Annotated in this window: 14 protein-coding genes; 8 read left to right on the forward strand and 6 right to left on the reverse strand. The window is 70.3% G+C overall.

Going from position 1 to position 12,725, the window contains the following annotated elements:
• Nucleotides 1–26 precede the first annotated feature (26 nt).
• Nucleotides 27–887, forward strand: coding sequence for an archaetidylserine decarboxylase (gene asd, locus LHA26_RS05795; protein ID WP_252167784.1), 861 nt, complete (start codon nucleotides 27–29; stop codon nucleotides 885–887).
• On the opposite strand, the gene LHA26_RS05800 is transcribed toward asd, so the two are convergent.
• Complete coding sequence (locus tag LHA26_RS05800; protein WP_252167785.1) at nucleotides 884–1,240, reverse strand: hypothetical protein; 357 nt, start codon at nucleotides 1,238–1,240, stop codon at nucleotides 884–886. The two genes, asd and LHA26_RS05800, sit on opposite strands and share 4 nt — an antisense overlap.
• Before the next feature lie 156 nt (nucleotides 1,241–1,396).
• On the opposite strand from LHA26_RS05800, the gene LHA26_RS05805 reads away from it, so the two are divergent.
• The 6 genes from LHA26_RS05805 to fghA all read left to right on the forward strand — a co-directional run bounded on the left by LHA26_RS05805 (nucleotide 1,397) and on the right by fghA (nucleotide 8,556).
• Nucleotides 1,397–3,781, forward strand: a complete 2,385-nt coding sequence (locus LHA26_RS05805) for a TonB-dependent receptor (protein ID WP_252167786.1) — start codon at nucleotides 1,397–1,399, stop codon at nucleotides 3,779–3,781.
• A 2-nt stretch (nucleotides 3,782–3,783) separates the two neighbouring features.
• Nucleotides 3,784–5,109, forward strand: coding sequence for an alkaline phosphatase family protein (locus LHA26_RS05810; protein ID WP_252167787.1), 1,326 nt, complete (start codon nucleotides 3,784–3,786; stop codon nucleotides 5,107–5,109).
• 166 nt (nucleotides 5,110–5,275) lie between these two features.
• Nucleotides 5,276–6,205, forward strand: coding sequence for a GGDEF domain-containing protein (locus LHA26_RS05815; protein ID WP_252167788.1), 930 nt, complete (start codon nucleotides 5,276–5,278; stop codon nucleotides 6,203–6,205).
• A gap of 4 nt (nucleotides 6,206–6,209) precedes the next feature.
• On the forward strand, nucleotides 6,210–7,322 hold the full coding sequence (locus LHA26_RS05820) for an S-(hydroxymethyl)glutathione dehydrogenase/class III alcohol dehydrogenase (protein ID WP_252167789.1): 1,113 nt from the start codon (nucleotides 6,210–6,212) through the stop codon (nucleotides 7,320–7,322).
• Nucleotides 7,323–7,330: 8 nt separating this feature from the next.
• Nucleotides 7,331–7,714: a VOC family protein gene (locus LHA26_RS05825; RefSeq protein ID WP_252167790.1), complete on the forward strand. Its 384-nt coding sequence runs from the start codon at nucleotides 7,331–7,333 to the stop codon at nucleotides 7,712–7,714.
• Entirely contained in the window at nucleotides 7,714–8,556 is an 843-nt protein-coding gene (fghA, locus tag LHA26_RS05830) for an S-formylglutathione hydrolase (protein ID WP_437441236.1), read from the forward strand. The genes LHA26_RS05825 and fghA overlap by 1 nt, the downstream gene beginning before the upstream one ends.
• Before the next feature lie 39 nt (nucleotides 8,557–8,595).
• Here fghA and ruvB read toward each other — a convergent pair whose 3' ends face one another.
• Both ruvB and LHA26_RS05840 read right to left on the reverse strand, forming a co-directional pair.
• A complete protein-coding gene (ruvB, locus tag LHA26_RS05835; RefSeq protein WP_252167791.1) occupies nucleotides 8,596–9,615 on the reverse strand; it encodes a Holliday junction branch migration DNA helicase RuvB in 1,020 nt (339 codons plus the stop codon).
• Nucleotides 9,612–10,154 (reverse strand): homogentisate 1,2-dioxygenase, encoded by a 543-nt coding sequence (locus LHA26_RS05840; protein WP_252167792.1) that lies wholly within the window; start codon nucleotides 10,152–10,154, stop codon nucleotides 9,612–9,614. The genes ruvB and LHA26_RS05840 overlap by 4 nt, the downstream gene beginning before the upstream one ends.
• 96 nt (nucleotides 10,155–10,250) lie before the next feature.
• Here LHA26_RS05840 and LHA26_RS05845 point away from each other — a divergent pair, with 96 nt between their 5' ends.
• A complete protein-coding gene (locus tag LHA26_RS05845) occupies nucleotides 10,251–10,733 on the forward strand; it encodes a pyridoxamine 5'-phosphate oxidase family protein (RefSeq protein ID WP_252167793.1) in 483 nt (160 codons plus the stop codon).
• A 7-nt stretch (nucleotides 10,734–10,740) separates the two neighbouring features.
• Here LHA26_RS05845 and LHA26_RS05850 read toward each other — a convergent pair whose 3' ends face one another.
• From LHA26_RS05850 to ruvC, 3 genes are read right to left on the reverse strand one after another with little or no spacing between them, the layout of a single operon-like run.
• Complete coding sequence (locus tag LHA26_RS05850; protein ID WP_252167794.1) at nucleotides 10,741–11,613, reverse strand: EamA family transporter; 873 nt, start codon at nucleotides 11,611–11,613, stop codon at nucleotides 10,741–10,743.
• Nucleotides 11,613–12,221, reverse strand: a complete 609-nt coding sequence (ruvA, locus tag LHA26_RS05855) for a Holliday junction branch migration protein RuvA (RefSeq protein WP_252167795.1) — start codon at nucleotides 12,219–12,221, stop codon at nucleotides 11,613–11,615. Before ruvA ends, LHA26_RS05850 begins: the two co-directional genes overlap by 1 nt.
• The gene (gene ruvC, locus LHA26_RS05860) at nucleotides 12,218–12,715 is read right to left on the reverse strand and encodes a crossover junction endodeoxyribonuclease RuvC (RefSeq protein WP_252167796.1); all 498 of its coding nucleotides are present in this window, start codon (nucleotides 12,713–12,715) and stop codon (nucleotides 12,218–12,220) included. Before ruvC ends, ruvA begins: the two co-directional genes overlap by 4 nt.
• Nucleotides 12,716–12,725 lie beyond the last annotated feature (10 nt).

A 12,725-nucleotide genomic window follows, 5' to 3' on the forward strand; every position in this document is an offset into this window, starting at 1 on the left:
TTCCACCGCAAAGAGGTGACGCGCGCATGACACTTCGCCGACAGCTGCTGCGCATCCTGCTGCAGGAGGATCTCAACTTCCTGCTGACCAACCGCCTGCCGCGCCGGTTCGCCACGCAGCTTGTGGGCCGGCTGGCGCGGATCGAGCATCCGCTGGTCAGCCGGCCGGCGATCGCCCTGTGGCGCTTTTTCTCAGGCGCCGATCTCAGCGACGCCGCCGCGCCGCGCTATGCCAGTCTGCGCGCGGCCTTTACCCGCGCGCTGCGGCCGGGCGCCCGCCCCTATCCGCGCGCGCCGGGGGTGATCGCCAGCCCGTGCGATGCGATCCTTGGCGCGCATGGCCGGATCGAGGCGGATCGGCTCTATCAGATCAAGGGCTTCCCCTATGATCTGGCGGAGCTGGTGCCCGATCCGCGGCAGCGGGCGCTGGTCGCCGGGGGCAGCTATGCGACGCTGCGGCTCACCGCCGCCATGTACCATCGCTTCCACGCCCCGGCGGATCTCCGCGTCACCGGCGTCACCTATATCTCGGGCGACTGCTGGAATGTGAACCCGATCGCGTTGAAGCGCGTGGAGCGGCTCTTCTGCCGCAACGAGCGCGCCGTGATCGAGGCGCGGCTCGCCGCCGGGCCGACGCTGCTGCTGGTGCCGGTCGCCGCCATTCTCGTCGCCGGCATCCGGCTCACCTTCCTCGATACGCGGGATCTGCTGCGCGTCGGCGGTCCGCGCCATGTCGCGTGCGATCAGCCGCTCGCGGCCGGCGCCGAGATGGGCTGGTTCGAACATGGCTCGACCATACTGGTGCTCGCGCCGCCGGGGCTCACGCTCGATCCCGCGCTGCGCGAGGGCATGACCCTGCGCGCCGGCACGCCGCTGCTCCGGGCCTAGCGCGCGGCGAGACGCCGGGCATTGGCGGTCGCCGTCTTGTGGACGGGCCGCCACCAGGCCGCCTGGCTCGCCAGACCCTGCTCGACCAGATCGAGCATGGTCATGCTTTCGTGCGAGTAGGTGCGTCCCATCGCGGCCCAGGCGGCGAGGCCGCCGCGCGTGAAGGCATCCAGCTTCTCGCTGCCCATCAGCAGCATTTCGCGCTGGTTGAGCCGCGACGGATCGGCAAGGCCGGCGCCCATCATCGCCAGCCGCGCACCGATCACGCTCTGCGCCGCGACGCTGGTTTCGGTCATCGTCCAGGCCAGCCGCCACCAGGCCATCCCAGCATCCATCCAGCGCAGCATCGTCATCGGCATCTCCATCGCGGCAACAACGCCTCAGCGCCCCGCCTGTTGCGCCGCGGCATCACCGCAGACGCTCACAAAAGCGTCTTGAGATGGTCACATCGTTGCAACGCCGAAACGGCACAGCGCGCCCCGGGGTCTGTCACGACTTTGGGGGAATATATGCACAGGGGTTTCTATCTTCTTACCACCGCCGTGGCGCTGGTGGCGACCACCCAGGCTTATGCCGGGACGAAGGGCGCCGATGCCGTGCCCGCCACGGACACGGTGCCCGCCGCCGATACGGCGCCTGCCGCCACCGATGTCGCGCCGGCCGCCGACACCGCCGACTCGGAGATCGTGGTGCTCGGCTTCGGCCGCAGCCGCCAGGTCCAGTCCGTGTCGCAGGCGGATATCGCGCGGCTCGTGCCCGGCACCAGCCCGCTCAAGGCGATCGAGAAGCTGCCCGGCGTCAATTTCCAAGCGGCCGATCCGTTCGGCGCCTATGAATGGGCGGTGCGCATCTCGCTGCGCGGCTTCAACCAGAACCAGCTCGGCTTCACGCTCGACGATGTGCCGCTCGGCGACATGAGCTACGGCAATGTCAACGGCCTCCATATCAGCCGCGCGATCATCTCCGAAAATGTCGCCTCCACCGAAGTGGCGCAGGGCGCGGGCGCGCTGGGCACGGCGTCCACCAGCAATCTCGGCGGCACCATCCAGTTCCACTCGCTGATGCCGAGCGACAAGTCCGGCATCTCGGTCTCGGGCACCTATGGCGCCGACACCACCGGCCGCGCCTATGTCCGCCTCGACAGCGGCGATCTCGGCGGCGGCCTGAAGGGCTATATCAGCTACGCCTATCTCCATGCCGACAAGTGGAAGGGCGCCGGCCCGCAGCGCCAGCACCAGGCGAACGCCAAGCTGATGAAGGATCTGGGCGACGCCGGCAGCATCACCGCCTTCGTCAACTTCTCGGACCGGCGCGAGACCGACTATCAGGATCTCAGCTACGACATCATCGCGCGGCGCGGCCTGCGCGACGATAACCTCACCGGCCAATATGCCCTCGCCAACCAGATCGCCAAGGCCTATCAGAACCAGACCGCGGCGGCGGCGGGCAAGCCCCTGCCCTGGCCGGGCGCGGGCACGACCTTCCCGGCCGGCTTCGGCACCGTCGACGATGCCTATTATGACGCCGGCGGCCTCCGCCGCGACTGGCTGACCGGCTTGACGCTGGACCAGCATCTCACCTCGGCGCTGAGCCTCAAGACCACCGGCTATTATCATAACAACAAGGGCCAGGGCTCCTGGATCACGCCCTATTCGGCCACGCCGCAGGGCGCTTTGGGGCAGGACGGCACCACCATCGCCAATCCGGGGCCGATGAGCTTCCGTACCACCGAATATTCGATCCATCGCGGCGGCGTGATCAGCGCGCTGACGCTGGAGACGGGGCCGAACACGCTGCAGGCCGGCGGCTGGCTCGAGGCGAACAGCTTCCGCCAGGCGCGCCGCCTCTACGGCATGGGCGATGGCGACACGCCGACCCGGGCCACGCTGAGCTTCCAGGAAAATCCGTATTTCACGTCCTGGTATGGTCAGTACAACACCACTACCTACCAATATCATGTGGAAGACACGCTGAAGCTGTTCGATGACCGGCTGACGCTGAACGGCGGCTGGAAGGGCGTAAAGGTCGTCAACCAGGCCAATATGCTCGTCCAGGGTGGCCTGGCTTCGGGGCAGATCAAGGCCAAGGACTGGTTCCAGCCCCAGGCCGGCCTCGTCTTCCGGCTCACCCCCCAGGCCGAGCTGTTCGCCGACTATACTGAGAATATGCGGGCCTTTGTCAGTTCCGCCACCTCGGGCCCCTTCGCCACCAGCCAGACCGGCTTCGACGGTATTCGCGGCGATCTCAAGCCCGAGCGGTCCAAGACGGTGGAAGGCGGCGTGCGCTATCGCAACGGCCGCTTCCAGGGATCGGCGGTCGGCTATTATGTCGATTTCACGAACCGCCTGCTCGCCTTCGCCAATGGCGTGGGCATTCTCGGCAAAGTGTCGACGCTCTACAATGTCGGCAGCGTGCGCACCTATGGCGCCGAGCTGACGGCCAATTACCGCATCCTGCCACCGCTCTCGCTGTTCGCCAGCTATTCCTACACCAACTCCACCTATCGCGACGACATCAACGCCGCCACCGTCGTGCCCACCAAGGGCAAGACCACGGTGGATACGCCCAAGCACATGGTGAAGGGCGAGATCGTGTATGATGACAATCGCTTCATGGCACGCATCGGCGCGGACTATATGTCCAAGCGCTTCTTCACCTATCTCAACGACCAGTCGGTGCCGGACCGGGTGCTGGTGGATGCCAGCATCGGCTATACCTTCCGCGAGGGCGGGGCGTTGAACGGGCTGAGCCTCATCGCCAGCGTCACCAACCTCACCGACAAGAAATATATCGCCACCGTCGGCTCCAACGGCTTCACCGCCAGCGGAGACAATCAGACGCTGCTGGCCGGCGCGCCGCGTCAGTGGTTCGTCACCGTGAAGAAGGCGTTCTGATCATGCGGGGCCTGTTCCGCTTCGCGCTGCCGGCGCTGCTCGCGCTTTCCGCGGCGGGACAGGCTTCGCCTGTCCTCATGATCTCGCTCGACGGGCTCCGGCCCGCCGACATCATCGAGGCCGAGGCCCGCGGTATCGCGGCGCCTCGGCTGCGGGCGCTGATGCGCGAGGGCGCCTATGCCGATGGGGTGGTGGGCGTGCTGCCCAGCCTCACCTATCCCAGCCATGTCACGCTGCTCACCGGCGTCGCGCCGGCGGTGCACGGCATCGCCAACAATCTCAGCTTCGATCCGCTCAACCACAACCAGATGGGCTGGACCTGGTACAGCCAGGACATCAAGGTGCCGACCTTGTGGCAGGCGGCGCATCGGGCGGGGCTGCGGACCGCCAATGTCCATTGGCCGGTTTCGGTCGGCGCCGAGGGCGTCGACTATAATTTGCCGCAGATCTGGCGCACGGGCGAGCCCGACGATCGCAAATTGCTGGCCGCGCTCGCCACGCCGGGGCTGCTGCCGCCGCTGGAAGCCGCGCTCGGCGCCTATCCGCTCGGCATCGACGAGAGCGTGGATGGCGATGCCGCCCGGGTGCGCTTCGCGGCGCGGCTGCTCGCCGAGCGCAAGCCGGACTTCATGACCGTGTATCTGGCCGGCATCGACCATGTCGAACATCATGACGGTCCGGATTCGGCGGCCGCCAAGGCCGCGATCGCGCGCACCGACGGGCTGGTCGGCGCGCTGATCGATGCGGCGCGCGCCGCGCGGCCCGATACCACCATCGTCATCGTCTCCGATCATGGCTTCGCGCCCGTGACGACCGACGTGAACCTGTTCGCGCCCTTCATCGCGGCCGGCCTCATCCAGATCGGGGCCGACGGCAAGCCGACCGACTGGCTGGCCGAGCCCTGGATCGCGGGCGGCACCGCCGCCATCCGGCTGAAGCACCCCGACGACGCGGCGCTGGTCGCGCGCGTGCGGGCGCTGCTCGAGACGATGCGCGCCACGCCCGCGCTCGGCATCGACCGCGTGCTCGACGCGGCGGAGATCCGCGCCGCCGGCGGCCCGGCGGAGGCGAGCTTCCTGATCGCGCTCAAGCCCGGCTATGAGACGGGCACCGATCCGGCGGCGCCACCGGCGCGCCCCTCGGTGCTGCGCGGCATGCATGGCTATAGCCCCGATCTGCCGGCGATGCGGGCGACGTTGATCGTCGCGGGCCCGGGCGTGCACCGCCATGGCGCGCTGGGCTTGGTGGACATGCGCGCCATTGCGCCCTCGGTGGCGCGCATCCTCGGCGCGCCAATGCCCGATGCCAAGATCGCGCCCGCCTTTTAGGCGAACCGGGCTTTGATCACGATCAAGACTCAAGTCACGGTATTGACTTAATTTTTTCAACCAGTCGCACGGCTTCGCTCGTTTCGCCGCCGCTGTCGGGCACATTGCCGCCGGAATGGCGCGATCGGCTTTACAGCGCCGCGCCGGGGCCGGACAGAAAACGCCCATGCGTTTCTATTTGGCCACCGGCTTTCTCTTCCCGCGCGATTTCCGACTGCGGCTCTTCCTCCTCTGCTTCCTCGGCACGCATCTGCCGCTCGTCACGCTGATCGGCTGGCAATTGGCGACGCACAGCTGGCGCTGGCCCCCGGTGCTGGCCGTGCTGATCGCCACCATGGCCGGCGCGCTGCTCGCTCTGTCGGGGGCGGGCGCGCTGCTCGCGCCGATCGATCACGCCACCGAGGCGCTGCTCGCCTTGCAGCGCGGCGAGCGCGTGACGCCGCTGCCGAGCGGCGGCGAGGATCAGATCGGCCGGCTGCTGACCAGCGTCACCGCCGCCGCCGCCGCGACGCGCCAGCAGATCACCCGCCTCGATGCCGCCGCGCATGACGATGCGCTCACCGGCCTGCGCAACCGGCGCGGCTTTCTGGAGCGGGTGACGCCCCAGCTCAGGCTGAGCGAGGAGGCCGCGCTGGCGCTGGTCGATCTCGATCATTTCAAGAAGATCAACGATCATTATGGCCATGGCGAGGGCGATCGCGTGCTCCAGGCCTTTGCCGGCCGGCTGCGCGCCGGGCTGCGGCGGCTCGATGTGGTGGCGCGCTGGGGGGGCGAGGAGTTCGCGATCTTCTTCCCCGGCACCCCAGCCGAGGAGGCGGCCTGCGTGGTCGAGCGGATCCGCCAGAGCCTGATCGACAATCCGCTGCAATCGCTGGAGGGGCGCCCCATCTCCTTCTCCAGCGGCGTCGCTTCGGTGCGCTTCGCGGTGGGCGATCCGATCGGCGATGCGCTGGGCCTCGCCGATGCCGCCCTCTATGCCGCCAAGCGCGGCGGCCGCGACCAGGTGCGCGTCGCGCCCGTCCAGCCTGGCGACGCCACCGCTTCCCCCGGCGCGTCCGGAGCGTTTAAGGGAGACAGCGAAAGCTCTGGAGGCTGAGACTATGAAGACACGTGCCGCCGTCGCCTTCGCGGCGAAACAGCCGCTGGAGATTGTCGAGCTGGATCTGGAAGGCCCGCGGCCGGGCGAGGTGCTGGTCGAGATCATGGCGACCGGCATCTGCCATACCGACGCCTATACGCTGGACGGGCTCGATTCGGAGGGGCTCTTCCCCTCGGTTCTCGGCCATGAGGGCGCGGGCATCGTGCGCGAGGTGGGCGCGGGCGTCACCTCGGTGGCGCCGGGCGATCACGTCATCCCGCTCTACACGCCCGAATGCCGCCAGTGCAAAAGCTGCCTCTCGGGCAAGACCAATCTCTGCACCGCAATCCGCGCCACCCAGGGCAAGGGGCTGATGCCCGACGGCACCACGCGCTTCCGCTACAAGGGCGCGCCCATCTTCCACTATATGGGCTGCTCCACCTTCTCCAATTTCACCGTGCTGCCCGAGATCGCGGTCGCCAAGATCCGCAAGGACGCACCCTTCCAGTCGAGCTGCTATATCGGCTGCGGCGTCACCACCGGAGTGGGCGCGGTGGTCAACACCGCCAAGGCCGAGCCGGGCGCCACCATCGTGGTGTTCGGACTGGGCGGAATCGGGCTGAACGTCATCCAGGGCGCACGGCTGGTCGGCGCGGGGGCGATCGTCGGGGTCGACATCAATCCCGATCGCGAGGCCTGGGGCCGGCAATTCGGCATGACCCACTTCATCGACGCGCGCGGCAAGGATCGCGCCGCGCTGATCGCCGAGATCGCGGCGCTCACCGATGGCGGCGCCGATTACAGCTTCGACTGCACGGGCAATACCGAGGTGATGCGGACCGCGCTGGAATGCTGCCATCGCGGCTGGGGTGAATCGATCATCATCGGCGTCGCCGAGGCGGGCAAGGAGATTGCCACCCGCCCCTTCCAGCTCGTCACCGGCCGCGTGTGGAAGGGCACGGCCTTTGGCGGCGCGCGCGGACGCACCGACGTGCCCAAGATCGTCGACTGGTATATGGACGGCAAGATCGCCATCGATCCGATGATCACCCATGTGCTCAGCTTGGACGAGATCAACCGCGGCTTCGATCTGATGCACGCCGGCGAGAGCATCCGCTCCGTCGTCGTCTACTGAGCCGCGCCATGTTCAGCCATGTCATGCTCGGCGCCGACGATCTCGACGCCGCCCGCGCCTTCTACGATGCCGCGCTGGGCGCGCTGGGGATCGCGCCGGGCCAGCTCGATGCACGCGGCCGGCTGGTCTATAGCAGCGGGAGCGTCCGCTTCCTCGTGACGCGGCCGATCGATGGCGCGCCCGCCCGCCCCGCCCATGGCGGCACGATCGGCTTCGCCGCCGCCTCGCCCGAGGCAGTACGCGGCTGGCACGCCGCCGGGCTGGCGGCGGGCGGCACCGCGATCGAGGATCCGCCCGGCATCCGCGAGGCGACGGAGAACCGGCGGCTCTATCTCGCCTATCTGCGCGATCCCGCCGGCAACAAGCTGTGCGCCGCGCATCGGCTGGCCTGATGATCGAGACGCTCTCCACCGCGCGCGCGCATGGCGGCACCCAGGGCCTGTACCGCCATGCCTCCACCGCCACCGGCACCGACATGGATTTCGCCGTCTATGTGCCCGATCATTCGCCGGGCGCGCGCCTGCCCGTCGTCACCTATCTGTCGGGCCTCACCTGCACCCCCGCCAATGTCGTCGAAAAGGGCGAGTATCGCGCCGCCTGCGCGGCGCTGGGGCTGATCTTCGTCGCGCCCGATACCAGCCCGCGCGGGCCGGGCGTGCCCGACGATCCTGCCGGCGCCTATGATTTCGGCCTGGGTGCGGGCTTCTATCTCGATGCGACCGAGGCCCCCTATCGCGGGCCCTATGCGATGCGCCGCTACATCGCCGAGGAATTGCCGGCGCTGATCGCCAGCGCCTTTCCCGCCGATGCGACGCGCCAGTCGATCATGGGCCATTCGATGGGCGGGCATGGCGCGCTCACCCTCGCGCTCGCCGCGCCGGGCCGATACCGCGCCGTCTCCGCCTTCGCGCCGATCGTCGCGCCCAGCCGCGTGCCCTGGGGCGAGAAGGCCTTTACCGGCTATCTCGGGCTCGATCGCGCCGCCTGGCGCCGGCACGATGCGGTGGCGATGATCGAGGATGGCGCGCGCCTGCCCGCGCTGCTGGTGGATCAGGGCGATGCCGATCCCTTCCTGGCCGAGCAGCTGCGGCCCGAGCTGCTGCGCCAGGCCTGCGCCGCGGCGGGGATCGATCTCACCCTGCGCCTGCAGCCGGGCTATGACCACAGCTATTATTTCATCTCGACCTTCATGCCCGATCATCTGCGCTGGCACGCCGCGCGGCTGGCGGATTGAGCGCCGGGCCGGCGGCGCGGGCGGGCGCCGCCGCCACCCTCAATCGAACAGCCCCTCCTGGCTGCCGGCGGGCGGCGGCAGGCCGAGATGCGTCCAGGCGCGTCCCGTCAGGCAGCGGCCCCGCGCGGTGCGCGCGAGCAGGCCGAGCTGGATGAGATAGGGCTCGATCACCTCCTCGATCGTGTCGCGCGGCTCGGCCAGCCCCGCCGCCAGCGTTTCCACGCCCACCGGGCCGCCCCGGTAGATGTCCGCGATCATGAGCAGATAGCGCCGGTCCATGGCATCAAGGCCGAGCGCGTCCACCTCGAGCCGGTTGAGCGCGGCGTCGGCGACGCGCGCGTCCACCAGCGGATCGCCCGCCATATGGGCGAAATCGCGCACCCGGCGCAGCAGCCGGCCGGCGATGCGCGGCGTCCCGCGCGATCGCCGCGCCACCTCGCGGGCGCCGTCGGGCGCGATCGGCAGCGCCAGCAGCCGCGCGGCGCGGCCTACCACGCGCTCCAGCTCGTCCACGGTGTAGAATTGCAGACGGACGGGAATGCCGAAGCGATCGCGCAGCGGCGTGGTGAGCAGGCCCTGGCGGGTGGTGGCGCCGATCAGCGTGAAGCGCGGCAGATCGATCCGGACCGAGCGCGCCGAGGGGCCCTCGCCGATCATCAGATCGAGCGCGCGATCCTCCATCGCGGGATAGAGCACTTCCTCCACCGCCGGCGCGAGCCGGTGGATCTCGTCGATGAAGAGGACATCGCCTTCCTCGAGATTGGTGAGGAGCGCGGCGAGATCGCCCGATTTGGCGATCACCGGGCCCGAGGTGGCGCGGAACCCCACGCCAAGCTCGCGCGCGACGATCTGGGCCAGCGTCGTCTTGCCGAGCCCCGGCGGGCCGAAGAACAGCACATGGTCCATCGCCTCGCCGCGCGCCTTGGCGGCGCCGATGAAGACGCGCAGATTTTCGCGCGCCGCCGCCTGGCCGACGAAATCGTCGAGCGTCTTGGGGCGCAGCGCGGCATCCACATCCTCGCCCAGCCGCTCGGGGCTGAGCAGCCGCTCGTCGCTCACGGCTGGCGAACCACCATCAGCGTCAGCGTCGGCGCGGGCGCGGCCGCCAGTTGCAGCGTGTACCGCCCCGGCGCGAGCGTGAAGTCCACGAGCTTGCGCACCGTGCCGCAGGCCGGGCCATGGGCGTGCGCGGTCGAGCGCAGCACCCGCCCGCGCCGCACCACATCGAGCCAGGCCGGCGCGCCCAATGCGATGCGGTAGCGGCCGGCGCGCGGTGCGGTGAAGGCGATCAGCCCGCCATAGCTGGGGGCGCCGCCCGCCTTGCCGGGCTTGGCGGCATAACGCAGCTTCTCGCTGGGGGCGAGCGCGAGCACGGCGGCGCGGCCGAGATCCAGCTCGGGCAGCGGCGCGGTGGCGAGATGATCCGCCGCCACCATCGGCATCGGCTTGGTCCAGGCGGCGAAGCCCGGCGGCGGCGGGCAGGCCGCGGCGGGCGGCCCTCGCAAGGGCGCGGCGGCGGGCGGCGCTGCGCCCGGCCCGGGCTGGGCGGCGGCCGGCGCAGCGAGAATCACTGCGAGCGGAAGCAGGCGAACGAGCATCACCTTGCTATGGCCCCGCCCGCCCGGCGCCGCAACCCGCTCGGAACCGGCCGCCCTCTTTGCCGGTTGGGCCGAAATTGCAGCAAGGAGCGCATCATGCCTAGCGATGCCGATATCAAGGCGCAGTTCTGGAAGGATCTGGGTGCCTCGCCCTTCATGATGCTCGGGCTGGACGGCGCGCGCGACGGCCATACCCAGCCAATGACCGCCAAGAGCGAGGGCGATACCGGCCCGCTCTGGTTCTTCACCACCAAGGACAATGGGCTGGTCGCCGCGCTCGAGCAGTCGCATCGCGCGATCGCCACCTATACCGGCAAGGGTCATGATCTCTTCGCCAGCATCCATGGCGAGCTGAGCGTCGATCGCGACGAGGCGGTGATCGACCGGCTGTGGGACAAGCATGTCGAGGCTTGGTTCGAGCATGGCCGCGCCGATCCCAAGCTCACCCTGCTCCGTCTTGACGTCGAGACCGCCGAGATCTGGGTCACGGGCTCGTCGATCGGGGCCTTTGTGTCGCGCCTGTTCGGCAAGGATCCCAAGCAGACCTATGCCGACAACATCGCCGAAGTGACGCTCTGAGGCCGGATCAGGCGCCGCCGGCGATCGGCGGCGTCGGCCGCAGCGCGCGCGTCGTGCCGATCGAGGCGGCGACGATGGCGAGGATGCCGAGCCATTGCACGCCCGCCAGCCGCTCGCCGAGCAGCGCCAGCCCGGCCAAGGCGGCGAGCGCGGGATCGAGGCTGGTGAGCGTGCCATAGGCGCGCGCCGGTAGCGCGGTGAGCGCGATCATCTCCAGCGAATAGGGCAGCGCGCTCGACAGCAGCGCGACGAGCAGGCCGAGCCCGAGCACCGCCGGATCGAGCAGCGTGCGGCCCGCCGAGGCGATGCCGATGGGCGCGCAGACCAAAGCCGCCACCAGCGTTCCCCAGGCGACGGCGTGCGCGCCGAGCGCGCCGCCCGCGCGCTGCCCGGCCAGGATATAGATGGCCCACAGCCCGCCCGCGCCGAGCGCGTAGAGCGCACCCGCGCGATCGACGCCGTGCGCCGCCTCGTGCCAGGGGAGGAGACAGGCGAGGCCGGCGAGCGCCAGCGCGATCCACAGCGCCTCCGCCGGCCGCCGGATCGATGCCGCCGCCACGCCGAGCGGCCCGACAAATTCGATCGCCACCGCCACGCCCAGCGGCACGGTGCGCAGCGCGCGATAGAAGAGCAGGTTCATCGTGCCGAGCGCGACGCCATAGACCAGCAGCGCCGGCCATGCGGCCCGCGGCGGAAGCCGGCGCCAGGGCCGCAGCACCAGCGCCAGCATCAGACCGCCCAGCAGGTTGCGCAGCGCCGTGGTGCCGTCCGCGCCGATCTGGCCGAACAGCTGCTTGGCGGTGGAGGCGCCGAGCTGGAAGCAGAGCATGGCGGCGAGCAGCGCGGCGATCGCCGCCCCCGCCCCGCCGCGCCGGATCATCAGCGCGCGGCTTTGCGCAAGGCCAAGCGCACCAGCGCGTCGAGCGTCGCGCCGGGGCCGAGTTCCTCCTCGGCGGCGGTCACCGCCGCCTGCGCCTCGGCCGGGCGGAAGCCGAGATTGGCGAGCGCGGAGGCGGCGTCCGCCGCGGCGCCGCCCCCCGCCGCCGCCCCGCCCGCGCCCGCGCCTGGCCCCACGGCCGCCAGCGCCGGCCCCGCCTTGTCCTTGAGTTCGGTGACGATGCGCAGCGCCAGCTTCGGCCCGACGCCATTGGCGCGCGCCACCATCGCCTTGTCGGCGGCGGCCACGGCGCGGCTCAGCTCGTCCGGGGCGAGCACCGAAAGGATCGCCAGCGCAACCCGCCCACCCACGCCCTGCACGCCGGTGAGCAGGCGAAACCAATCGCGCTCGGCGGCGGATCCGAAGCCGTACAGCGTCATCGCATCCTCGCGCACGTGCAGCTCGGTCAGCAGCCGCACCTCGCCGCCCGGCGCGCCGATCGCGGCCAGCGTCCGCCCCGACAGCTGCACCAGATAGCCGACGCCCTGCACGTCGACGACGGCATGATCGGCGCCCAGCTCGGCGAGGAGGCCGCTGAGCCGCGCGATCATGACGCGCGCCGCAGCAGCGCCCGCGCCGAGGCGAGATGATGCGCGTGGGTGATCGCCACCGCCAGCGCATCGGCCGCGTCGGCGCCGGCCAGCCGCACGCCCGGCAGCAGCCGCGCCACCATCGCCTGGATCTGCGCCTTGTCGGCGCCGCCGGTCCCGACCACCGCCTTCTTGACGATCGAGGGATGATATTCGCCCACCACCAGCTCGGCCTGCGCGGCGGCGAGCAGCACGACGCCGCGCGCCTGGCCGAGCTTGAGCGTGGATTGCGGATTGGAGTTGCCGAGCACCTCCTCCACCGCCGCCGAATCCGGCCGGTGCGCGCGGATCATTTCCACCAGCGCGCCGTGCAGCAGCGCCAGCCGCCGCGCCAGCGCCATGCCGGGCTCGGTGCGGATCTGGCCATTGCCGATATGGGCGAGGCGATTGCCCTCGGCGCGGATGATGCCCCAGCCGGTCGAGCCCAGCCCGGGATCAAGGCCGAGGATCAGCATGAAGGCCGGC

The sequence above is a fragment of the Sphingomonas morindae genome, assembly GCF_023822065.1.
In the GTDB taxonomy this organism is placed as follows: Bacteria; Pseudomonadota; Alphaproteobacteria; order Sphingomonadales; family Sphingomonadaceae; genus Solisphingomonas; species Solisphingomonas morindae.